The organism is Mesorhizobium sp. BR-1-1-10, from assembly GCF_020165595.1.
In the GTDB taxonomy this organism is placed as follows: Bacteria; Pseudomonadota; Alphaproteobacteria; order Rhizobiales; family Rhizobiaceae; genus Mesorhizobium; species Mesorhizobium australicum.
Genome location: NZ_JAIUIL010000006.1, coordinates 414,399 through 435,540 on the forward strand (window position 1 = coordinate 414,399; position 21,142 = coordinate 435,540).

Annotated in this window: 21 protein-coding genes and 1 other RNA gene; 13 read left to right on the forward strand and 9 right to left on the reverse strand. The window is 63.1% G+C overall.

Annotation, left to right across the window (positions count from 1 at the left end):
- Positions 1-23: 23 nt before the first annotated feature.
- The 4 genes from LB555_RS15965 to ffs form a co-directional block, all read right to left on the reverse strand.
- A complete protein-coding gene (locus tag LB555_RS15965; RefSeq protein WP_224683233.1) occupies positions 24-431 on the reverse strand; it encodes a hypothetical protein in 408 nt (135 codons plus the stop codon).
- Positions 432-514: 83 nt separating this feature from the next.
- Positions 515-838 carry a YbaB/EbfC family nucleoid-associated protein gene (locus tag LB555_RS15970; RefSeq protein WP_015314045.1) on the reverse strand — a complete coding sequence of 108 codons (324 nt, stop codon included), beginning with the start codon at positions 836-838 and terminating at the stop codon, positions 515-517.
- Positions 839-869: 31 nt separating this feature from the next.
- The gene (locus tag LB555_RS15975; RefSeq protein ID WP_224683234.1) at positions 870-2,696 is read right to left on the reverse strand and encodes a DNA polymerase III subunit gamma/tau; all 1,827 of its coding nucleotides are present in this window, start codon (positions 2,694-2,696) and stop codon (positions 870-872) included.
- Between the two features lie 104 nt (positions 2,697-2,800).
- Positions 2,801-2,897, reverse strand: an RNA gene (ffs, locus tag LB555_RS15980) — signal recognition particle sRNA small type.
- A gap of 144 nt (positions 2,898-3,041) precedes the next feature.
- Between ffs and LB555_RS15985 the strand changes: the two genes are divergently transcribed.
- Genes LB555_RS15985 through LB555_RS15995 form a run of 3 tightly spaced genes read left to right on the forward strand, consistent with a single transcriptional unit; the run spans position 3,042 to position 4,787 of the window.
- Entirely contained in the window at positions 3,042-3,461 is a 420-nt protein-coding gene (locus LB555_RS15985; protein WP_015314047.1) for an HIT domain-containing protein, read from the forward strand.
- A gap of 51 nt (positions 3,462-3,512) precedes the next feature.
- Positions 3,513-4,457, forward strand: a complete 945-nt coding sequence (gene nudC / locus LB555_RS15990) for an NAD(+) diphosphatase (protein ID WP_224683235.1) — start codon at positions 3,513-3,515, stop codon at positions 4,455-4,457.
- Between the two features lie 30 nt (positions 4,458-4,487).
- The gene (locus LB555_RS15995; protein ID WP_140723014.1) at positions 4,488-4,787 is read left to right on the forward strand and encodes a Dabb family protein; all 300 of its coding nucleotides are present in this window, start codon (positions 4,488-4,490) and stop codon (positions 4,785-4,787) included.
- 1 nt (position 4,788) lies between these two features.
- Here LB555_RS15995 and LB555_RS16000 read toward each other — a convergent pair whose 3' ends face one another.
- Complete coding sequence (locus LB555_RS16000; RefSeq protein WP_140714083.1) at positions 4,789-5,652, reverse strand: prephenate dehydratase; 864 nt, start codon at positions 5,650-5,652, stop codon at positions 4,789-4,791.
- 9 nt (positions 5,653-5,661) lie between these two features.
- Positions 5,662-6,390, reverse strand: a complete 729-nt coding sequence (locus tag LB555_RS16005; RefSeq protein WP_140660621.1) for a 3-deoxy-manno-octulosonate cytidylyltransferase — start codon at positions 6,388-6,390, stop codon at positions 5,662-5,664.
- A gap of 193 nt (positions 6,391-6,583) precedes the next feature.
- On the opposite strand from LB555_RS16005, the gene LB555_RS16010 reads away from it, so the two are divergent.
- From LB555_RS16010 to LB555_RS16045, 8 genes are all read left to right on the forward strand, one after another.
- Entirely contained in the window at positions 6,584-7,285 is a 702-nt protein-coding gene (locus LB555_RS16010; protein WP_140660620.1) for a c-type cytochrome, read from the forward strand.
- Between the two features lie 165 nt (positions 7,286-7,450).
- Complete coding sequence (locus tag LB555_RS16015; protein WP_140614807.1) at positions 7,451-9,328, forward strand: extracellular solute-binding protein; 1,878 nt, start codon at positions 7,451-7,453, stop codon at positions 9,326-9,328.
- 14 nt (positions 9,329-9,342) lie between these two features.
- Positions 9,343-11,211, forward strand: a complete 1,869-nt coding sequence (locus LB555_RS16020) for an extracellular solute-binding protein (protein WP_224683236.1) — start codon at positions 9,343-9,345, stop codon at positions 11,209-11,211.
- Positions 11,198-11,491 carry a hypothetical protein gene (locus LB555_RS16025; protein ID WP_224683237.1) on the forward strand — a complete coding sequence of 98 codons (294 nt, stop codon included), beginning with the start codon at positions 11,198-11,200 and terminating at the stop codon, positions 11,489-11,491. The genes LB555_RS16020 and LB555_RS16025 overlap by 14 nt, the downstream gene beginning before the upstream one ends.
- Complete coding sequence (locus tag LB555_RS16030) at positions 11,491-12,585, forward strand: microcin C ABC transporter permease YejB (RefSeq protein WP_015314055.1); 1,095 nt, start codon at positions 11,491-11,493, stop codon at positions 12,583-12,585. Before LB555_RS16025 ends, LB555_RS16030 begins: the two co-directional genes overlap by 1 nt.
- On the forward strand, positions 12,585-13,730 hold the full coding sequence (locus tag LB555_RS16035; protein WP_015314056.1) for an ABC transporter permease: 1,146 nt from the start codon (positions 12,585-12,587) through the stop codon (positions 13,728-13,730). The genes LB555_RS16030 and LB555_RS16035 overlap by 1 nt, the downstream gene beginning before the upstream one ends.
- The gene (locus LB555_RS16040; protein ID WP_224683238.1) at positions 13,727-15,358 is read left to right on the forward strand and encodes an ABC transporter ATP-binding protein; all 1,632 of its coding nucleotides are present in this window, start codon (positions 13,727-13,729) and stop codon (positions 15,356-15,358) included. The genes LB555_RS16035 and LB555_RS16040 overlap by 4 nt, the downstream gene beginning before the upstream one ends.
- A 30-nt stretch (positions 15,359-15,388) precedes the next feature.
- Positions 15,389-16,330, forward strand: coding sequence for a 2-hydroxyacid dehydrogenase (locus LB555_RS16045; RefSeq protein ID WP_224683239.1), 942 nt, complete (start codon positions 15,389-15,391; stop codon positions 16,328-16,330).
- Between the two features lie 115 nt (positions 16,331-16,445).
- Here LB555_RS16045 and LB555_RS16050 read toward each other — a convergent pair whose 3' ends face one another.
- From LB555_RS16050 to LB555_RS16060, 3 genes are all read right to left on the reverse strand, one after another.
- Positions 16,446-16,973, reverse strand: coding sequence for an AAA family ATPase (locus LB555_RS16050; protein WP_140878336.1), 528 nt, complete (start codon positions 16,971-16,973; stop codon positions 16,446-16,448).
- A gap of 14 nt (positions 16,974-16,987) precedes the next feature.
- Entirely contained in the window at positions 16,988-17,347 is a 360-nt protein-coding gene (locus LB555_RS16055; protein ID WP_224683240.1) for a hypothetical protein, read from the reverse strand.
- Positions 17,348-17,447: 100 nt separating this feature from the next.
- Positions 17,448-18,368 carry a methyltransferase domain-containing protein gene (locus tag LB555_RS16060; protein WP_224683241.1) on the reverse strand — a complete coding sequence of 307 codons (921 nt, stop codon included), beginning with the start codon at positions 18,366-18,368 and terminating at the stop codon, positions 17,448-17,450.
- A gap of 150 nt (positions 18,369-18,518) precedes the next feature.
- Here LB555_RS16060 and LB555_RS16065 point away from each other — a divergent pair, with 150 nt between their 5' ends.
- Both LB555_RS16065 and LB555_RS16070 read left to right on the forward strand, forming a co-directional pair.
- Positions 18,519-19,529, forward strand: a complete 1,011-nt coding sequence (locus LB555_RS16065) for a ligase-associated DNA damage response exonuclease (RefSeq protein WP_224683242.1) — start codon at positions 18,519-18,521, stop codon at positions 19,527-19,529.
- Positions 19,530-19,533: 4 nt separating this feature from the next.
- On the forward strand, positions 19,534-21,135 hold the full coding sequence (locus LB555_RS16070) for a cisplatin damage response ATP-dependent DNA ligase (RefSeq protein WP_224683265.1): 1,602 nt from the start codon (positions 19,534-19,536) through the stop codon (positions 21,133-21,135).
- Positions 21,136-21,142 lie beyond the last annotated feature (7 nt).

Sequence of the window (21,142 nt, forward strand, 5' to 3'; positions counted from 1 at the left end):
CGCGCCATGCGTTCCAAAACGGCCTATTGCCCGGCGGCGATTGCTGCCGGCCGGCCGGGCTCGATCTCTTCGATCTTCTCTGAAAACAGGCCGCGCCTGAGAAACAGCGCACGCGCCTCCCTGGCCGTCGGCGCGATCTTGCCCGGCCAGTCGCTGTCGATGAACTCGGCCTTGGTGAAATCAGGATTTGTTTCGGAGGCCGCCTCCAGGAATTCGGCGATTTCCAGCACGATCGCGCGTTCGTCCCTTGAAAGCGCCGACGTGCCGGCCTCGATCGACGGCCGATGCACGAAATCCTCGAACAGGTTGAAGTAGCCCTTGATGCCGACGAGATCGACACCGGCGTCGCAATTGGCGAGGATTTCCAGAATCTCGTAGATCCTGTTGCGGATACGCTGCTCGATCAGTCTTTCGGACGGCTCGTCGATCATGGGCGCCGGTCTCAGCTTTCATGCATATCGTTGCCTGCGCACCTCAGGGCCGAGCCCGTGGGCATGCTTTTGGGCGACATGCATCAGAAAGGCAGTTTCATTCCCGGGGGAATGGGCAGGCCGGCGGTCAGCGCCTTGGTCTTTTCCTGCATGATCTGCTCGACCTTGGCCTTGGCGTCATTGTGCGCGGCAAGAATCAAATCCTCGAGGATTTCGACGTCGTCCTCCTTGAACAAGGACGGGTCGATCTTCAGCGACTTGATATCGAATTTTCCGCTCAGCGTGACGCTGACCAGGCCGCCGCCGGCCTGGCCGAGGGCTTCGACCGTCGCAATCTCATCCTGCATGGCCTGGAACTTGGCCTGCATTTCCTTCGCCTTGCCCATCAGGCCGAGAAGATCTTTCATGGTCCGATCCTTTGCGGATTAGTGCTGGATATCAGGGTTCGTCGTCATCGGCCGGCGGCTCGACCGGCATTTCGGCCTCGCTCGCGTCGGCGTCGGGCGTGTCGGGAATGCGCACATCAATGATCTTGGCACCGGGAAAGCGGGCCAGGATGGAGGCCACGGTCGGGTCGTTCCTGGCATCGAGGAAAGCGTTTTCACGCTTCGTCGATTCCATCTCGGCCAGCGTCTGGCCGCCCTCCTCCTTCGACAGCGACACCAGCCAGTTGCGGCCGGTCCAGGCGCGCAGCTTGGTCGTCAGGTCGTTGAGCAGCATCTTGGGCGCATCGTCGGTCAGGCTTACGTCGATGCGGCCCGGTTCGATGCGCACGAGACGGATGCAGCTCTTGATCAGCACCTTGAAGGCGATGTCGCGTTTCGCGTCGGCAAGGGCAACGATGTCGGCCAGCGATTTCAGCGGTACGGCTTGCGTCTCCGGCGCCGGTTGCGGGGGCGCGACGAAGGCAGTCGGAGTAGGCGTGGCCTCGACCAGCCGCATGGTCTGGGCGCCGCCCGAGCCGCCAGGCATGCGCGCCTGCGCCAGGGCGCCGGCGCCATTGCCGCCATTCACGGGGCCGGGGCTCATCGGCGCGCCGTTCGGGCGCGGCGCGGCGCCAGTTGCCGAGGCGCCGCTCTCCAGCGATCTCAGCGCCTCGTCCAATGTCGGGAGGTCGGCGGCATGCGCCAGCCGGATCAACACCATTTCGGCGGCACTGACCGGCCTGTTGGAGGACTGCACCTCGGGAATGCCCTTGAGCAGCATCTGCCAGGTCCGCGACAGCACCCTGACCGACAACGCCCGGGCGAAATCGGCACCGCGCTGACGCTCGTCCTGCGACAGCGAGGCATCGTCCATCGCGGTCGGCACGAAGCGCAGCCTGGTGACGAGATGGTTGAACTCGGCAAGATCGGTGAGCACGGCGGCCGGATCGGCGCCGGTATCGTATTGCGCGCGAAACTCCCCAAGCGCTGCCGCCACATCGCCCTTCATCACATGTTCGAACAGATCGACGATACGGGCGCGGTCGGCCAGCCCCAGCATGGCGCGCACGGCCTCGGCGCTGACCGAGCCGGCGCCATGGGCGATCGCCTGGTCGAGAATGGAGAGCGAATCGCGGGCGGAACCTTCCGCCGCGCGCGCGATCATCGCCAGCGCGTCGTCGTCGACCGAAATGCCTTCCTTGCCGGCGATCGAGGAGAGATGCGAGACGAGCGCGCCGGCGTCGATGCGCCTCAGGTCGAATCGCTGGCAGCGCGACAGGACGGTGATCGGAACCTTGCGGATTTCGGTGGTGGCGAAGATGAACTTGACGTGCGGCGGCGGCTCTTCCAGCGTCTTCAGCAGGCCATTGAAGGCCTGCGTCGACAGCATGTGCACTTCGTCGATGATGTAGACCTTGTAGCGGGCCGAGACCGGCGCATAGCGCACGCGCTCGATGATGTCCCTGATATCGTCGATGCCGGTGTGCGAGGCGGCGTCCATCTCGATGACGTCGACATGGCGGCCTTCCATGATCGCCTGGCAGTGCTCGCCAAGCACGGCGAGGTCGACCGAGGGCTGATCCGTGGTCGCGGTTTTATAATTCAGGGCACGCGCCAAAATGCGCGCGGTGGTGGTCTTGCCGACGCCCCGCACGCCGGTCAGCATCCAGGCCTGGGCAATGCGGCCGGTGGCAAAGGCATTGGTGAGGGTGCGCACCATCGGCTCCTGGCCGACGAGTTCGGAAAAATTCGACGGACGGTATTTGCGCGCCAGCACGCGGTAGGCAGCGGCCTTGCCCGTCGCCAGACTATCGGGGCCCGAATTTCCGGCTTCGCTCATTCGCCCGTTAAGCTCCAAAAGGCCGCGCCCACAGGCGCCGATTCCTGCGCATAGTCTCGCCCGCGCTGCAATGCGTCGTCAATGTCGCGAGGAGGGCCGATGAGGTGGGAGGCTGGAACAATGACCCGTTCCGGGCTCGTTAGGGCTGCTTCCTTCCGGACCTGACCCGGTTGGCGAGTGGATCGTCCACCACCAACCTCCCGCTGTCCATATCGGCAATTGCGCGACGAAATGCAAGTGCGCAGGCAAATCGGCACCGCGAACGACCAGATTCGCTTGCAGCACCGGTGCAGCCGCTCTAGCGTCCATGGTTTGAGGAAACCAAGAAAAGCAAGGGAAACGCCGATGCTGCCGGGCCTGAAGGCCGGATTCACGCTGGATGCCCGGCTGGAGGCCGACAGCGAGCAATTGATGTGGCTGGGGCTGTGCGAATTGCGGGTGATGAACGACCGCCGTTGGCCATGGCTGCTCCTGGTGCCGCAGCGGCCGGGCGCGGAGGAGATCCATGACATGACGCCGCTCGACCAGGCGATGCTGACCTTCGAGACCAATATGGTGGCGCAGGCGCTGAAGAAAGTGAGCGGCTGCACCAAGATCAACACCGGTGCGCTCGGCAACATCGTGCGCCAACTGCATGTCCACATCATCGCACGGTCCGAGGGCGATCCCGGCTGGCCCGGCCCCGTCTGGGGGCATGGCCTGCGCGAGCCCTATCAGCGTTCCGACCTGCGCCGGTTTGCCGAAACGATAAGGGCAGCGCTATAAGCCTTGCCGTGTCCATCCCAAGCGTGTCCATCCCAAAGCACCAGAGTCCACATGACCTTCCGCCTGTTTGACGCGCCCGTGCGCGAGCCGAGCCAGTTCGTCGGCTTTGCCGGCAACACGATCGACCGGCAATCCGAGAACCGCGCCGACGATTCGGTCGACAAGGCGCTGGCCGACCCGACGACGCGGCTGCTGTTGATGAATGGCGGCAGGCTCCTGCTGAAGCCCGGCGAGGGCGGCCGCCTCGACCCATGGTTCGGCATCGCCGAAAGCGAGCCCTTCAGCCCTTCGGTCGACCAGGGCGTGCTGCTCGGCTTTTCCGAACAGGGGCCGGTGCTGGCGGTGCTGGCGGGCATCGATGCCGAACAGCTGCCCGAAACCGTCAAGGCGATCGATTACCGCTCCGTCTATATGCAAGGGCTGATCGACGAGGCCGCCGCCGGCGCGATGGCGCAGGGCGCCGCCCTGCTTGCCTGGCACGCCAGTCACCGCTTCTGCAGCAAATGCGGCACCCAATCGCAGATGCGGGCAGGCGGCTACAAGCGGCATTGCCCCAATTGCGGCACCGAGCATTTTCCGCGCACCGACCCGGTGGCGATCATGCTGACGACGACGCGGGAGAAATGCCTGCTCGGGCGCGGCCGGCATTTCGCGCCGGGCATGTATTCGGCGCTTGCCGGCTTCATCGAGCCGGGCGAGACGATCGAGGCGGCGGTGCGCCGCGAAACGCTGGAAGAGGCGGGCATCCGGCTCGGCCGCGTCGTCTACCACGCCAGCCAGCCCTGGCCGTTCCCCTATTCGCTGATGATCGGATGCTTCGGCGAGCCGCTCAACGAGGACATCCAGGCCGATCTCGACGAACTGGAGGACTGCCGCTGGTTTTTGCGCGACGAGGTGCGCCTGATGCTGGACCGAACGCATCCCGACAATCTGGTCACGCCGCCGAAAGGCGCCATTGCGCACCACCTCATCCGCGCCTGGGTCGACAGCGAATAACGAATATCGAAGTCATTGCAGGAGAGACAAATGATCCGTCACACCGTCGTCTTCACGCTGAAGCACCCACCGCATTCGCTGGAGGAAAAGCGGTTCCTCGTCGACGCCAGGAAAATCCTGTCGGCGATCCGGGGCGTCACGCATTTCGAGCAATTGCGGCAGGTCAGCCCGAAGAACGACTATCAGTTCGGCTTCTCGATGGAGTTCGCCGACCAGGCCGCCTACACCAGGTACAACGACCATCCCGACCATGTCGCCTTCGTGCGCGACCGCTGGGTGCCGGAGGTCGAGGCCTTCATGGAGATCGATTACGTGCCGTTGGGCTGGTAGCTCAATCCGCGACCTTCCACTGCTCGCGTGACTCGCTGGCTGGATAGACGCCGAGGATCCGCACTTCGCGCGAAAAGAACCGCAGCTCGTCGAGCGCCAGCTTGACCAGCGGATCGTCGGGGTGGCCCTCGATGTCGGCGTAGAACAGCGTCGCCGTGAAGGCGCCGAGCTGGTAGCTTTCGAGCTTGGTCATGTTGATGCCGTTGGTGGCGAAGCCGCCCATGGCCTTATAGAGCGCGGCCGGCACGTTGCGGACGCGAAAGATGAAGGTCGTCATCATCTTGACGTCGGGTGACGGGCGCTCGGCCCATTGCTTGCTCTTGGTCAGGACGACGAAGCGGGTGACGTTGCTGTCGGTGTCCTCGACATTTTCCTCGATGATGTCGAGCCCGTAGAGCGCTGCTGCCAACGCCGGCGACAGCGCGGCCATGGTGCGGTCCTTGACCTCGGAGACCATCTTGGCGGCGCCCGCCGTGTCGCCGGCGACCACTCCCTTCCACCCGTTCTTGCGGATGTATTTGCGGCATTGGCCGAGGGCGTGGATGTGGGTGTGCACGGTCTTGATCTCGTCGCGCCTGACGCCCGGCAGCACCATCAGCTGGAAATGGATCGGCAGGAAATATTCGCCGACGATGTGCAGCTTCGATTCCGGCAGAAGGTGGTGGATGTCGGCGACGCGCCCGGCGATGGTGTTCTCGATCGGGATCATGGCAAGATCGGCCTTGCCGGTCTCCACGGCATTGAACGCGTCCTCGAAGGTCGGGCACGGCAACGGCTCCATAGAGGGATAGACGTTGCGGCTGGCGGTGTCGGAATTGGCGCCGGGCTCGCCCTGGAAGGATATTCTATTGGTCTTTTCAGGCATGCTGATATCTCAGTTGGAAAGGATTTGCCTGGCACGGTCCAGGTCTTCAGGGGTGTCGACACCAAGCGGCAGCGACTGCACGATCTCGGCGTCGATGCGCATGCCGGCTTCCAGGGCCCGCAGCTGCTCCAGCCGCTCGCGGCGCTCAAGCGGCGACGGCTTCAGCGCGACGAAACGCTCGAGTGCCGCGCGTCGATAGGCGTATAGGCCGACGTGGTGATAGAGCGGCCCCTCGCCCCAGGGTGCCGTGGCGCGGGTGAAGTAAAGCGCCCGCAACCGCGTGCCGGTGAGCGGCGACCCGACGATCTTGACGACGTTAGGATTGGTCTTTTCCCCCTCGCGGACGATCTCGACACCGAGCGTGGCGATATCCACCAAGGGGTCGTCGAACGGCCTGAGCGAAGCGGCGATGATGCCGGGATCGATGGTCGGCAGGTCGCCCTGCACATTGACGATCGTTTCGACTTCGCCCCGGGGATCGAGTGCCAACAGTGCCTCGTGGATGCGATCCGAACCCGACTCATGATCCAAGCGCGTCATCACCGCCTCGAAACCATGCGCCCGCACCGCTTCGGCCACGCTTTGCGTGTCGGTCGCCACCACCACACGACCAAGCCCGGCCTCGGCGGCGCGGCGCGCTACGTGGACGATCATCGGGGCGCCGGATATGTCGGCCAGCGGCTTGCCCGGGAGCCGGGTCGAGGCCATGCGGGCGGGGATCAGGATCAAGGTTGACATCGGTCTGGCAAGGCGTTCGAAACGAGGAGGGGAAAAGTGGCAAAAGGTCTCACTGGAAGCGCCCTTATAGGTGTTGCAACGCCGGAGCAAAAGACCTAGTTTCCGCCCGATTTGACCGGCTCTGGAGGGCAGGTCTCGATACCGACGGACGGAGTGGACGGATCGGTCCGCCGGAAAAGGGAGCAAGGGGCGTATGGATTCCAACGAAGTCAACAAGCTGCTCGCCGGATTGCTCGGAACCATTTTCGTGGTCTTCTCGGTCGGCATCGTGTCGGACGCGCTGTTTGCCTCGCCCGCTCCGGAAAAGCCCGGCTTCGCCATCGAGGCCGCCGAGCCCGCCGAGGGCGGCCCCGCCGGGCCGGCAGCAGCCGAAAAGCCGATCGCAGATCTTCTGGCCAGCGCAAGTGTCGAACAGGGCGCCGCCATCTTCAAGAAATGCCAGGCCTGCCACTCCGGCGAGAAGGGCGGCCCCAACAAGGTCGGCCCGGATTTGTGGGATCTCATCGACCGCCCCGTCGCCGCGCATGAGGGCTTCGCCTATTCGGCCGGCATGAAGGAGTTTTCCAAGGGCGGCGCCGAGAAGTGGACCTACGACAACATCAACCACTTCATCACCTCGCCGAAGAAATTCGTGAAAGGCACGGCGATGGGCTTCGCCGGCCTGCCCAAGGAAGAGGACCGCGCCAACGTCATCGCCTATCTGCGCACGCTGTCGGACAATCCCAAGCCGCTGCCCGCGCCGGGCGCTGCCGCCGACGCGACGGCGCCGGCCAAGCCGGCTGAAGGTGCCGCACCGGCCAAGCCGGCCGAAGGGGCTGCTCCCGCCAAGCCGGCGGCACCTGCGGCTCCCGCCGCACCAGCTCCGGCCGCCCCAGCACCGGCGCCTGCTCAATAACCCAAATATCGTCTCGACGACCTTGAAAAAGCCGGGTTCAGCCCGGCTTTTTCGTTAGGAAAATCGCATATGCGGCGACAAAGCCGCGCATGGCGGTTTTCACGCGCGACAAATCATCTAGATTGCCTTTCTGGATGATGGCACGCATCGCGAAGAGGACAGTGGATGACGCTTGGCCGGGTGCTTCTCAAATCATTGCTGGCGGCGGCCCTGCTGGCCGCGGGGTTGCAGGCGGCCCTGGCCGACGAGTGGCGCACGACATCATCGCTGATCGGCGAATCCAAATATGGCGACAACTTCCAGCACTATGATTACGTCAATCCGAACGCGCCCAAAGGCGGCACGCTGAATTCGGTGGTGCTGGGCACTTTCGACAGCTTCAATCCCTATATCGTGCAGGGTTCGCCGGCCGCCGGCCTGGTCGGCTTCGGCGGCGGCCTGCTCTATGACACGCTGATGGAGCAGGCGACCGATGAGGGCAGCGTCAGCCATCCTCTGATCGCCGACGCCTACAAATTCCCGGCCGACTATTCCTCGGCGACTTACCGGCTCGACCCCCGCGCCAAATGGCATGACGATCAGCCGATCACCGTCGACGACGTGATCTGGTCGTTCCAGATGCTGAAGGCGAACAGCCCGCAATACAGCCGTTATTTCGAGAACGTCACCGATGCGGTGGCGATCTCCGACCGCGAGGTCGAGTTCCATTTCAACCAGAAGGGCAACCGCGAACTGCCGAAGATCCTTGGGGATCTCGCCGTGCTGCCGAAGCATTGGTGGGAAGGCACGGACGCCAATGGCAAGAAGCGCGACGTCACCAGGCCGACGCTGGAAATTCCGCTCGGTTCGGCTGCCTACAAGATCGCCAGCTTCAAGCCGGGCTCGGAGATCGTCTGGCAGCGCGTGCCCGACTACTGGGCGGCCAAGCTGCCGGTGAAGATCGGCCGCGAGAATTTCAACACGCGCCGATACACCTACATTCTCGACGACAATGCCGCCTGGCTTGCCTTCACCAAGGGTGGGCTGGAAGACATCAACCGCGAATACAGCTCCCGCAAATGGGCTACAGCCTATAATTTCCCGGCCATTCAGGCTGGCGACGTCATCAAGAAGGACTTCCAGACCCGGTCGCCGCAGCCGATGCAGGGCTTTGTGCTAAATCAGAGGCGGCCGCTGTTCCAGGACCGACTGGTCCGCGAGGCATTGACCATACCCTTCGATTTCGAGAGCATGAATCGCACCTTGTTCTTCGGCTTCAACACACGCACATCGAGCTATTTCCAAGGTACCGAACTGGCGTCCAGCGGATTGCCGCAGGGCAAGGAACTGGAAATCCTGGAAAAGTATCGCGACAAGCTGCCGCCAGAACTCTTCTCTCAGGAGTTCAAGCTGCCCGTCTACGACTCGCCGCAAGCGGAACGAAAGTATCTGAAGCAGGCCGTCGATCTCTTCGCCAAGGCCGGATGGATCATCAAGGGCGGCAAGATGCTCAACGCCAAGACAGGCGCACCGTTCAAGTTCGAGATCCTCGGCTGGAACGACACAGACCAGGTGATCGCCAGCCCCTACATCGCCAACCTGCGCAAGATCGGCGTCGACGCTACCCTGCGTATCATCGACCAGACGCAGTATATCAACCGCGTCAACAATTTCGATTTCGATGTCGTGACGGGTCTGTTCGGCCAGTCGGAGTCGCCCGGCAACGAGCAGCGCGATTTCTGGAGTTCCAAGGCCGCCGATGCGCCTGGTTCGCGCAACCTGATGGGTATCAAGGATCCAGTCGTCGACGCGCTTGTCGATCGCATCATCTTCGCCACCGATCGCGATGATCTCGTCGCCGCCACCCACGCACTCGACCGCATCCTGCTGTGGAACTTCTACGTCGTGCCGCAATATTACCGTTCAGCGGTATGGCTGGCCTATTGGAACAAGTTCAAGTTCCCCGACAAACAGCCTGCCTATGTCGGCGCCGACATCGATTCATGGTGGATCGACCCGGACAAGGAAAAAACGCTGGCGGCCAAATACAAGGGCGGCAATTGATGGGGCGGCAATTGATGGCGGCCCTGCCCCGCCGCGATTTCCTGGCTTTGGGTGGCGCTGCCGCTGCAGCAGCGCTGATGCCGGGCAAAGCCTTTGCAAACGTTGCGACCGGCACCAAGCTGCACGGCCTTTCCGCCTTCGGCGACCTCAAATACAAGCCTGATTTCCCGCATTTCGACTATGTCAAAGTCGATGCGCCCAAGGGCGGCATCTTCAATTTCTCGCCGCCGAATTGGGGTTACAACCAGGATACGCAGACTTTCAACACGCTGAACTCCTTCGCCAACAAGGGCGATGCGCCGCCACGCATGGAGATGTGTTTCGACGCGCTGATGGTGCGGGCGCTCGATGAACCCGACGCGGTATATGGCCAGATCGCGGATGGCGTGACGCTCTCCGACGACCGCAATGGCTTCACCTTCTCGCTTCGACCCGAGGCGCGTTTCCATGACGGCACGCCGCTGACGGCGCAGGATGCTGCCTTCACCTTCAAGCTCTACAAGGAGAAGGGCCATCCCGACCTATCGCTGTCGCTGACGCACATGGTCGATGCCGTTGCCGTCGATGACCGCACACTGCGGCTTACTTTTTCCGGCAAGCAATCCGCCCGGACCGTGCTCAACGTGGTGGAATTCCCGATCCTGTCCAAGGCCTTCTACACGGCAAATCCCTTCGATTCCTCGCAATTGAACCCGCCGCTCGGGTCCGGCGCCTACAAGGTCGGGCGTTTCTCGGCCGGCGCATGGATCGAGTACGATCGGGTGGCGGACTATTGGGGTCGCGACCTCGCGTTCAATCGCGGCCAGAACAATTTCGATCGTATCCGCATCGAGTTCTACCAGAACCGCAACGCCGGATTCGAAGCCTTCAAGAAGGGTGAGATCGCTTATCGCGAGGAATTCGTGTCTCGCGTTTGGGCCACCGCCTATGACTTCCCTGCAATGACCGCGGGCAAAGTGGCCAAGCATGAATTCCCGGCCGAAAAGCGACCCTCGATGCAGGCCACCGCGGTCAATCAGCGGCGAGAGCAGTTTCGCGACCCTAGGGTGAGGCGGGCGCTCGCGCTATGTTTCGATTTCGAGTGGACGCGCCGCAACTTCTTCTACGGCTCGTACGAGCGTTCGCAATCCTGCTTCGAGAAATCGGACTTTCGCGCCGAAGGGACACCGTCGCCGCAAGAACTGGCTCTGCTGGAGCCGCTGCGAAGCCAGTTGCCGGCAGAGGTCTTCGGCGAGGCAGTGACCCAGCCCGCATCCGACGGCTCCGGTCGCGACCGCAAGCTGCTTGGCCAAGCGGCAAAACTTCTGTCCGCCGCCGGGTGGAAGCGATCAGGCGACTTTGTCGTTAACGACAAGGGAGGCCGGCTTTCAGCCGAGTTCATGGTCGATGACGACACCTTCGTCCAGGTCTATTCGCCCTGGGTCGCCAACATGAAGGCGATCGGCATCGACGCCACGATACGGTTGGTGGATTCGGCGCAATACCAGTCCAGGCAGGCGAGTTTCGACTTCGACCTCTTGTCTGCTGCCTTTTCGTTCAGCGCGACGCCGACTCGGGATGATCTCGAAGTCTTCTTCCATTCGAGCACCGCCGGCGTCTCCGGCTCCCGCAACTTGCCGGGTATCTCCGATCCCGCTGTCGACACGCTGATCAATGCCGTGGGCGCGGCAAAGGACCGTGAAAACCTGACGGTGGCGATGCGGGCGCTCGACCGGGTCTTGCGTGCGCGATGCGATTGGATTCCTAGTTGGTTCCTGGCGAATCATCGCGTTGCCTATTGGGACATGTTCGGCTTTCCCGAACAAAAGCCCGATTTCGGCTTTCCGGTCGAGACGCTGTGGTGGTTCGATAAAGGCAAGGCGGCAAAAATTGGCAAAGGCTGAATTCCTTGGGGGTGTTGGCGCTGCCCCTCACCTGCCTGCCGGCATCCTCTCCCCGTATAGTGAAGGGGAGAAGGGCGCTCTCATCGATAGTTTCGTCAACTACAAGCGTTGCAATAAAAGCGCCGAGATCGCGGCCAGCCCCTTTCTCCCCGTTACTATACGGGGAGAAATGTCCGGCAGGACAATGAGGGGCGGCGCCCGCGCCGACAATTGGCCTGAAGCGATTGCCTTGGGGGTGTTGCCGGACGCGGTGGCTCTCCTCGAGGAGGATGACACCTGATGGGCGCCTATATACTGCGCCGCATCCTTTTGATGATCCCGACCCTGTTCGGCATCATGGCGATATCGTTCGCCGTCATCCAGTTCGCGCCTGGCGGGCCGGTCGAGCAGGTCATCGCCAAGCTGACCAACCAGGGCGGCAGCGACCGCCTCGGCGGTGGCGGCGGCGATGCAGGCGGCTCCAATTTCGACGTCGCCGGCGATGTCAGCTCGAAATATCGCGGCGCCCAGGGCCTCGATCCGGAATTCATCAAGAAGCTGGAGAAGCAGTTCGGTTTCGACAAGCCGCCGCTCGAGCGCTTCGGCATGATGCTGTGGAATTATGCCAGGTTCGATTTCGGCAACAGCTATTTCCGCGATATCTCGGTGCTCGACCTGATCCTGGAAAAGATGCCCGTATCGATTTCGATCGGGCTCTGGATCACCTTGTTGTCCTATCTGATCTCGATCCCGCTCGGCATTCGCAAGGCGGTGAAGGACGGCACGCCCTTCGACGTCTGGACCAGTGGGGTCGTCATCGTCGGCTATGCCATTCCAGGCTTCCTGTTCGGCATCCTTTTGATGGTGCTGTTCGCCGGCGGCTCGTTCTGGGACTGGTTCCCGTTGCGCGGCATCGTCTCGGACAATTGGGACCAATTGTCGTGGCCGGCCAAGATCGTCGATTATTTCTGGCACATGACGCTGCCGCTGACGGCGCTGGTGTTGTCGGCCTTCGCAACGACCACGCTTCTGACCAAGAACTCCTTCCTGGAGGAAATCCGCAAGCAGTATGTGGTGACGGCGCGCGCCAAGGGCCTGTCGGAACGGCAGGTGCTTTATGGCCACGTTTTCCGCAACGCCATGCTGATCGTCATCGCCGGCTTCCCGGGTGCCTTCATCTCGGCCTTCTTCACGGGATCGCTGCTGATCGAGAACATCTTTTCGCTCGACGGGCTCGGCCTGCTCGGCTTCCGGTCCGTGGTCGAGCGCGACTATCCGGTGGTGTTCGCCAACCTTTATATCTTCTCGCTGCTTGGCCTCTTCGTCGGGCTCCTGTCCGACCTGATGTACACCTGGGTCGATCCGCGCATCGATTTCGAGCGGAGAGACATCTGATGTCGGAGGCAAGCGTGACCGCCGGTGTCTTGCCGGAGCGGCTCCCACGGCCGTTCCTGTCGCCGCTCAACAAGCGCCGCCTGCAGAATTTCAAAGCCAACCGCCGCGGCTACTGGTCGCTGTGGATTTTCCTCGTCCTGTTCGTGCTGTCGCTGTTTGCCGAATTCATCGCCAACGACAAACCGATCATCGCTTCCTACAAGGGCGAGATCCTTTTCCCGGTGATGGTTGCGTATCCCGAGGAAAAATTCGGCGGTTTCTATGCCGTCACGGATTATCGCGACCCGGTCATCCAGGACGAGATCAACGCCCATGGCTGGATGATCTGGCCGCCGATCCGCTATTCCTACCAGACCGTCAATAACGCCATTCCGGAAGCAGCGCCGGCCAAGCCATCATGGGAATATGACGCCAAGACGCGCTGCAACCAATATCCACGAGGAGCCGATGACCCGGCCTGCAATGTCGGCAACTGGAACTGGTTCGGCACCGACGACCAGGCGCGCGACGTGCTGGCGCGCGTCATTTACGGCTTCCGCATTTCGGTGCTGTTCGGCCTGATCCTGACCGCGGGTTCGGCGCTGATCGGCGTCGGCGCCGGTGCCTTGCAGGGCTATTTCGGCGGCTGGACGGATCTGCTGTTCCAGCGCTTCATCGAGATCTGGTCGGCCATTCCCGTGCTCTATCTGCTGCTCATCGTCGCCGCCATCCTGCCGCCGGGCTTCTTCATCCTGCTCGGCCTGATGCTGCTGTTTTCCTGGGTGGCGCTGGTCGGGGTGGTGCGGGCGGAGTTCCTGCGCGCCCGCAACTTCGAATATGTCAACGCGGCGCGCGCGCTCGGCGTGCCCAACCGCACCATCATGTTCCGGCATCTGCTGCCCAACGCCATGGTGGCGACATTGACCTTCCTGCCCTTTTTGCTGAGCGGCTCGATCTCGACGCTGACCTCGCTAGACTATCTCGGCTTCGGCCTGCCGCCCGGCTCCGCCTCGCTCGGTGAACTGCTCAAGCAGGCGCAGCGCAATCTCAACGCGCCCTGGCTCGGCATTTCCGGCTTCGTCGTCATCTCGCTGATGCTGTCGCTGCTGGTATTTGTCGGCGAGGCGACGCGCGACGCCTTCGATCCGCGCAAGACGTTCAAATGAGCGATGCTCCCTTGCTCAGCGTGCAGGACCTCAGCGTCTCCTTCAGCCAGGGTGGCGGCCAGTCTGTCGCCGTCGACCACATCTCGTTCGACATCGCCAAGGGCGAGACGGTGGCGCTGGTCGGCGAATCCGGCTCCGGCAAATCGGTCTCGGCGCTGTCGGTGCTGAAGCTCTTGCCCTATCCCAGCGCCAGCCACCCCTCAGGCAAGATCCTGTTCCAGGGTGCCGACCTGCTCGCCATGAGCGAGAAGCAATTGCGCCAGGTGCGCGGCAACAAGATCACCATGATCTTCCAGGAGCCGATGACCTCGCTCAATCCGTTGCACACGATCGAGCACCAGATCGTCGAAATCCTGAAGCTGCATCAAGGCATGGGCGACCGTCCGGCCAAGGCGCGCACGCTGGCCCTGCTCAACGAGGTCGGCATTCGCGATCCGCAGAAGCGTCTGGACGCCTATCCGCATCAGCTGTCCGGCGGCCAGCGCCAGCGCGTCATGATCGCCATGGCGCTCGCCAACGAGCCGGAACTGTTAATCGCGGACGAGCCGACGACCGCGCTCGACGTCACGGTGCAGGCACAGATCCTCGAACTGCTCGCGGGCCTCAAAAGCCGCAAGGGCATGTCGATGCTGTTCATCACCCATGACCTCGGCATCGTGCGCAAGATCGCCGACCGGGTCTGCGTGATGACCAAGGGCAAGATCGTCGAGACCGGACCGACCAAGGACATCTTCGCCAACCCGCAGCACCCCTATACGCGCCATCTTCTGGCCGCCGAGCCGAAAGGCAAGCCGCCGGCCGCCAATGCCGACGCCAAGCCTGTCATGACCGGCAAGGACATCAAGGTGTGGTTTCCGATCAAGCAGGGGTTCTTCCGACGCACGATCGATCATGTGAAGGCGGTCGACGGCATCGACGTCACCGTGCGCGCCGGCCAGACGCTGGGCGTGGTCGGCGAATCCGGTTCGGGCAAGACGACGCTCGGCCTGGCGCTGGCGCGCATGATCTCGTCGACCGGGACGATCCAGTTCAACGGCCGCGACATCAACCAGCTCACCTTCAACGCGATGCGACCGCTCAGGCGCGAATTGCAGATCGTCTTCCAGGATCCGTTCGGCTCGCTCAGCCCGCGCATGTCGATCGCCGAGATCATCGAGGAAGGGCTTAAGATCCACGAGCCGAAGCTGTCGCCCGACGAGCGCGACGACAAGGTGGCCGCCGTGCTGAAGGAAGTCGGGCTCGATCCGGCGACCCGCAACCGCTATCCGCACGAGTTTTCCGGCGGCCAGCGCCAACGTGTCGCCATCGCCCGCGCCATGGTGCTCAACCCGCGCTTCGTCATGCTGGACGAGCCGACATCGGCGCTCGACATGAGCGTGCAGGCACAGGTCGTCGATCTGCTGCGCAATTTGCAGGCCAAGCACGACCTCGCCTATCTTTTCATCAGCCACGACCTCAAGGTCATCCGGGCGCTGGCCAACGATGTCATCGTCATGCGCAACGGCCAGATCGTCGAAGCCGGCCCTTCCGAACAGATTTTTGGAAATCCGCAAACCGACTATACTCGGGCGCTGATCTCGGCCGCCTTCAAGATCGAGACGGCGCCGACAGGGGTGGTCAGCGAGTGATCCGCACAAGGAAGGACTGAACGAACCGCGATGGAAAAAGGCCGCATCCTGCTTGCCGTCACCGGCTTTCATCCGCAGCGCTGGCGCGACCTGCTGTCGGCCGAACGCGAGGTGGTGCTGGAACCGGACGGAGCCAAGGATCCCTCGATCACCTATGCGGTGGTGTGGAAGCAGAAGCCCAATTTGATGTCGTCGCTGCCCAATCTGCGCGCCATCTTCTCGATCGGCGCCGGCGTCGACCATATCTTCGCCGATCCCGGCCTGCCCGACGTGCCGATCGTCAAGGTCGTCGCCGACAACCTCACCCAGTACATGACCGAGTACGTCGTCTGGCGGGTGCTCGATCACCATCGCCAGGGCCTGCTCTACCGGTCGCAGCAGCCAAAGAAGATCTGGCACGAGCCACAGCAGAGGCCGGCCGGTGACATTTCCGTCGGCATCATGGGACTTGGCAGTCTCGGCCGCGCGGCAGCCTCGGCGCTGCTGTCGCTGGGCTTTGCGGTCAATGGCTGGTCGCGCACGGACCGGCCAATGGAAAGGGTGGCGACGTATGGCGGCGAAGCCGGGCTGATCCCATTCCTCAACGCCACCGACATTCTGGTCGTGCTTCTGCCGCTGACGCCGGACACGCAAGGCATCATCAACTACGGCGTGCTGAAGGAATTGAGGAAACGCAACGGCCTCGGCGGCTCGGTGCTGATCAATGCCGGACGCGGCCGCCTGCAGAAGGACGCCGACATCGTGCGCGCGCTGGATGACGGCATGCTGAAGGAGGCGAGCCTCGATGTGTTCGAGGTGGAACCACTGCCGAAGACCAGCCCGTTGTGGAACCACCCGAAGGTGTTCGTGACGCCGCATGCCGCGGCGACTTCCGATCCAGCCCATCTGGCGCCGCTCATGCTGCGCCAGATGGACGCTTTCGAACGCGGCGAAAGGCTCGACAATCTGGTGGACCGCAAGGCAGGATACTAGAGCGGTTCAGCGTTTTATGGAATCGCCGACCCGCTCTAATTCTTTGTTTTTACGCAATTCCGGACGGAAAACCGCTACGCACTTTTCCTGGAGTTGCTCTAGCCAGACGTCCCCGTCACCTGGCCAAATCCCAGTCCTGAAAACATTTCTTGATCGCATTGGCGGACGACAGTTGCAGCTTCGGCAGGTTGACCTGCTCGAACGTCACCCGGTATCTCGAGCGGTTTTTCGGCGTGGTCACGGCAATGTGGTGGATCATGTCCCATTTGATGCTGTCGCGCCCACCCTCCAAGGCTCCGCGTCTCTCCTTCTCGAACAAGGTACGCCTGAAATAGCGCAGCAGACTTGCCGGGGTGGAAATGTCCAGCAGGATCAATCCGGTCGCGCGCTGGAAGCGTTGCGGCATGCAAACCGAGTAATTTCCGTCCATCACCCACCGTTCGCTGGCGATCGCTGCGTCATGCAAGGCAATGAATTCGTCCCTCGGACGCTGCAGCCAATCCGTGTTGGGCAGGTGAAAGAGCAGATCAAGATGAATGGGTGTCAGGCCACGCTTGCGCGCGATCGCGTCGGCAAGCGTCGACTTGCCGCTGTTCGACGGGCCCAGGATACAGATGCGGTCGCCGAAGTCCGAGAGCTTCATTTGGGCAACACGCATCAGCCAGGCAGCGCGAACTTCTTCTGCTTGTCCGGTTTGCCGCAGTCGCGGCGATCGATCGACCGGTTCATGGCATCGATTTCGCCTGACGCCTTGTCGCTGTCGCGCCGAGCCTTGGAACGCATGTCGGGCGTGAACGGGCCAAAACCCATGGCAGGATTGGAAAAAGTCGGCTTGGCGGTCGTGGGGAGACTATATTGCTGCGCCAATCCGTTGCGCCGCGACAGCAACTGATCGCATGGCACGCTGTCATATTGCAGCGAGGACTCGACGTTGGCGTCCTGCCGCTCGGACGCTGAATTGCCCACGCAGCCGGTGGTTACGAGGCAAGACGCCAAAATCATCACGTTCCAGCGCATAGAAGTGCTCCTCCTGATATCCCGCCCTGATGCGACCAGATCGCAAATATCAGTCGCGCACGCAAATCGGACTTTTTCGCAGCAGCGCAAAGAGTTGCCCTCACAGGGGACCGGCTTTCCATGCCACGACGGCCAGGCCTTTGACAGGCTCGCGGCGATCCCAGCGGATGGTTGTCGGCTCCAGCGCGAGGACCGAGAGGCCGTTGGCCTCGAGGGTCCGTACGACATAGCCATCCGAATGGGCGTAGCGCCGGGAGGGCTGCAGCGCGAACTCGCCACCGCCTTCCGCCAGGCTCTCGACTGAAAAGGCAAACAGGCCACCCTCGGCGAGCAGGCCGGCGACCGTTCCCACGAGCCCTTCGAGGCCGCCGATGTAGATCAGCACGTCGGCTGACGTCACCAGATCGGCCTTGTCGCCTGAATAGGAAAAATCCTGCAAATCCGCTTTCGTCAACGCGTCGTAGATGCCTTTTGCCCGCGCCTTCTTCAGCATCCTTGCCGAGATGTCGATCCCCTCCAGCCGGTCGACGATCGGCCTCAGCTTCTCGCCCACCAGCCCAGTGCCGCAACCCAGGTCGAGCGCCAGGCGGAAGCGGCCCGGCCTTGCCTTGCGGATGGCCGCGTCGAGCACCTCGGGCAGCCGGTAGTCGAGTTTGCCGACCAGCATCGCCTCGAAGGTCTCGGCATAGTGGTCGAACAGCGTTTCGACAAAGGCGCTGGGCGGCGCCATAAAGACCGGACCTTTGCCGATCAGCTGCAATTTGAGAGCCGCGCCCTGACGATCGGCCGGATCCAATTTCAACGCCGTCCTCCAGGCCTGCGCCGCCAGGTCGAGCCTGCCTGATGCCTCCTGCATCTCGCCCAGGCGAAACCAGCCCATTGCCCATTGCGGCGCCAGTTCCAGGCCGCCGAGCAGCAACTCGGCGGCAGCGGCATGATCGCCGGAGGCAACGAGCATTTCGGCATAGTCCGCACGGCGATCGGCGTTCGGGTCGCCCGACGAGGTCTGAAGCGGTTTCATGATGATGGTTTCCACCTGCAGGGAGCCGGCCGCCCATCTCTGTAGAGCAAGGAATGCCGAAGCTGAACCGAATTGGACAGGCTTTGCCCGGGAGTCAGCAGTCTCGGCCAACAGGCTTTCCCCAGCGGAATTATATCCTATCTTGGCATCATGCGCGCCAGCGACCTGCTTCATCCCCGGCCCGAAGGCCTCTACTGCCCGCCGGGCGATTTCTTCATCGACCCGGTGCGGCCGGTGAACCGGGCGCTGATCACGCACGGCCATTCCGACCATGCGCGTTCCGGCCACGGCTCGGTGCTTGCGACACAGCAGACGCTCGACATCATGGGACTTCGCTACGGCGAGGATTTCGCGGGGACGACGCAGACAGCCAGGCTCGGCGAGACGATTGCCCTCAACGGCGTCGATGTCAGCTTTCATCCGGCCGGCCATGTGCTGGGTTCGGCGCAGATATCGGTCGAGCACCAGGGCAGGCGCATCGTCGCCTCCGGCGACTACAAGCGGCAGAAGGATGCGACCTGCGCGCCCTTCGAGCCGATCCGCTGCGACATCTTCATCACCGAGGCGACTTTCGGCCTGCCGGTGTTTCGCCATCCGCCAGACACGGAAGAGATCGCCCGGCTGCTGAAATCGGCGGCGCAATTCCCGGAGCGCTCGCACCTGGTCGGGGCTTACGCGCTGGGCAAGGCGCAACGCGTGATGCGGCTGTTGCGCGACGCCGGTTACGACAAGCCGCTCTACATCCATGGCGCGCTGGCCAGGCTCAGCGCGTATTACCAGAGCCAGGGCATCGATCTCGGCGATCTCGAGCCGGCGACGGTGGAGAGCGGGGCCAAGCAAGATTTCGCCGGCGCCATCGTGGTCGGCCCGCCATCGGCCTTCGCCGACCGCTGGGCGCGGCGCTTTCCCGATCCGATCTCGTGCTTCGCGTCGGGCTGGATGCGCATCCGCCAGCGCGCCAGGCAAGGCGGCGTCGAACTGCCGCTGATCATCTCGGACCATGCCGACTGGGACGAACTCACCGCCACCATCAAGGAGACCGGAGCCGCCGAAATCTGGGTCACGCACGGCCGCGAGGAAGCGCTGGTGCGCTGGTGCGAACTGGAAGGCATCGCCGCCCGCCCGCTGCATCTGGTGGGCTATGAGGATGAGGGCGATTGACGGCATGAACCGCTTCGCCGAGCTTCTCGACCGCCTGGTGCTGACGCCGTCGCGCAACGGCAAGCTGACCCTTTTGACCGACTATTTCCGCAGCGTGGAGGATCCCGATCGCGGCCTGGCGCTGGCCGCCATCACCGGCGATCTCAGGATTGCCGCGGTCAAGCCGGCCATGCTGCGCACGCTGGTCACCGAACGCATGGACCCGGTGCTGTTCGGCTATTCCTACGATTATGTCGGCGACCTCGCCGAGACGGTGTCGCTGGTCTGGCCGCGAACGCCTGGCAGGATCGCCAACCGCGAGCCGACGCTTGGCGAGGTGGTGGCCAAGCTGCAGGCGGCAAGCCGCTCCGATGGACCGAAGGTGCTGACGGGGCTGCTCGACAGCGCCGGCATCTCGGCACGCTTTGCCATCATCAAGCTGGTCACCGGCGGCCTGCGCATCGGCGTCTCGGCGCGGCTGGCCAAGCAGGCGCTGGCCGATTTCGGCAAGGTCGACGTCGCCGAGATCGAGGAGCTCTGGCATGGGCTATCGCCGCCCTACACGGCGCTGTTCGCCTGGCTGGAAGGCAAGGACGAGAAACCGCGCAGCACCGTGATGGCGCTGTTTCGCCCGGTCATGCTGTCGAACCCGGTCGGTGACGGCGACCTCGAAAAGCTCGATCCCGCCGACTACGCGGCGGAGTGGAAATGGGACGGGATCCGCGTCCAGGCGGTGGCCGAAGGCGGCATCCGCCGGCTCTATTCGCGCACCGGCGATGATGTCTCAGGGGCCTTTCCAGACCTCGCCGACGCCATGCATTTTTCCGCCGCGCTCGATGGCGAATTGCTTGTCGGCGATCCGCGAGAAGCGACGGGAAGCTTCTCGGACCTGCAGCAGCGGCTGAACCGCAAGACGGTGACGCCGAAGATGCAGCAGCAATATCCAGCCTTCATGCGCTGTTACGACGTGCTTCAAATCGGTGCCGAGGATCTGCGCGGACTGTCCTTCCGCGAGCGACGCGGCCGGCTCGAAGCCTTCATCGGGACGCTCGACCCGAGCCGCTTCGATCTCTCCCCCTTCGTCGCGTTCACGGATTGGCGGTCGCTCGAGGACCTGCGCCGCGCGCCGCCGCATCCGATCATCGAAGGCGTGATGCTGAAGCGCTGGGATTCGCCCTATGTCGCCGGCCGGCCGAAGGGTCCATGGTTCAAATGGAAGCGCGATCCGCACACGGTGGACGCGGTGCTGATGTATGCCCAACGGGGCCACGGCAAGCGCTCGAGCTTCTATTCCGACTACACGTTCGGCGTCTGGTCCGGAGCCGAGGGCGAGGAGGAACTCGTGCCGGTCGGCAAGGCCTATTTCGGATTCACCGATGAAGAGCTGAAGCAGATCGACAAATATGTCCGTGACAACACCGTCGAGCGTTTTGGACCGGTGCGCTCGGTGCGCGCCGACCGCGACAATGGCCTGGTGCTGGAAGTCGCCTTCGAGGGACTCAATCGTTCGACCCGGCACAAATCGGGTGTGGCCATGCGTTTCCCCAGGATTTCACGATTGCGCTGGGACAAGCCGGCCAACGAGGCCGATCGGATAGAAACCCTGCAGGCGCTGCTCGACCGCTAGGGACCGT

What these genes read in the sequence shown, in the direction of transcription:
- LB555_RS16015 (WP_140614807.1), top strand. Translation starts at nt 7,451, where the DNA reads ATGACGCTTGGCCGGGTGCTTCTCAAATCATTGCTGGCGGCGGCCCTG.
- LB555_RS16005 (WP_140660621.1), bottom strand. Translation starts at nt 6,390, where the DNA reads ATGTCAACCTTGATCCTGATCCCCGCCCGCATGGCCTCGACCCGGCTC.
- LB555_RS16030 (WP_015314055.1), top strand. Translation starts at nt 11,491, where the DNA reads ATGGGCGCCTATATACTGCGCCGCATCCTTTTGATGATCCCGACCCTG.
- LB555_RS16055 (WP_224683240.1), bottom strand. Translation starts at nt 17,347, where the DNA reads ATGCGCTGGAACGTGATGATTTTGGCGTCTTGCCTCGTAACCACCGGC.
- LB555_RS16045 (WP_224683239.1), top strand. Translation starts at nt 15,389, where the DNA reads ATGGAAAAAGGCCGCATCCTGCTTGCCGTCACCGGCTTTCATCCGCAG.
- LB555_RS16070 (WP_224683265.1), top strand. Translation starts at nt 19,534, where the DNA reads ATGAACCGCTTCGCCGAGCTTCTCGACCGCCTGGTGCTGACGCCGTCG.
- LB555_RS15995 (WP_140723014.1), top strand. Translation starts at nt 4,488, where the DNA reads ATGATCCGTCACACCGTCGTCTTCACGCTGAAGCACCCACCGCATTCG.
- LB555_RS15985 (WP_015314047.1), top strand. Translation starts at nt 3,042, where the DNA reads ATGCTGCCGGGCCTGAAGGCCGGATTCACGCTGGATGCCCGGCTGGAG.
- nudC (WP_224683235.1), top strand. Translation starts at nt 3,513, where the DNA reads ATGACCTTCCGCCTGTTTGACGCGCCCGTGCGCGAGCCGAGCCAGTTC.
- LB555_RS15975 (WP_224683234.1), bottom strand. Translation starts at nt 2,696, where the DNA reads ATGAGCGAAGCCGGAAATTCGGGCCCCGATAGTCTGGCGACGGGCAAG.
- LB555_RS16060 (WP_224683241.1), bottom strand. Translation starts at nt 18,368, where the DNA reads ATGAAACCGCTTCAGACCTCGTCGGGCGACCCGAACGCCGATCGCCGT.
- LB555_RS16010 (WP_140660620.1), top strand. Translation starts at nt 6,584, where the DNA reads ATGGATTCCAACGAAGTCAACAAGCTGCTCGCCGGATTGCTCGGAACC.
- LB555_RS15970 (WP_015314045.1), bottom strand. Translation starts at nt 838, where the DNA reads ATGAAAGATCTTCTCGGCCTGATGGGCAAGGCGAAGGAAATGCAGGCC.
- LB555_RS16035 (WP_015314056.1), top strand. Translation starts at nt 12,585, where the DNA reads ATGTCGGAGGCAAGCGTGACCGCCGGTGTCTTGCCGGAGCGGCTCCCA.
- LB555_RS16000 (WP_140714083.1), bottom strand. Translation starts at nt 5,652, where the DNA reads ATGCCTGAAAAGACCAATAGAATATCCTTCCAGGGCGAGCCCGGCGCC.
- LB555_RS16020 (WP_224683236.1), top strand. Translation starts at nt 9,343, where the DNA reads ATGGCGGCCCTGCCCCGCCGCGATTTCCTGGCTTTGGGTGGCGCTGCC.
- LB555_RS15965 (WP_224683233.1), bottom strand. Translation starts at nt 431, where the DNA reads ATGATCGACGAGCCGTCCGAAAGACTGATCGAGCAGCGTATCCGCAAC.
- LB555_RS16065 (WP_224683242.1), top strand. Translation starts at nt 18,519, where the DNA reads ATGCGCGCCAGCGACCTGCTTCATCCCCGGCCCGAAGGCCTCTACTGC.
- LB555_RS16050 (WP_140878336.1), bottom strand. Translation starts at nt 16,973, where the DNA reads ATGAAGCTCTCGGACTTCGGCGACCGCATCTGTATCCTGGGCCCGTCG.
- LB555_RS16040 (WP_224683238.1), top strand. Translation starts at nt 13,727, where the DNA reads ATGAGCGATGCTCCCTTGCTCAGCGTGCAGGACCTCAGCGTCTCCTTC.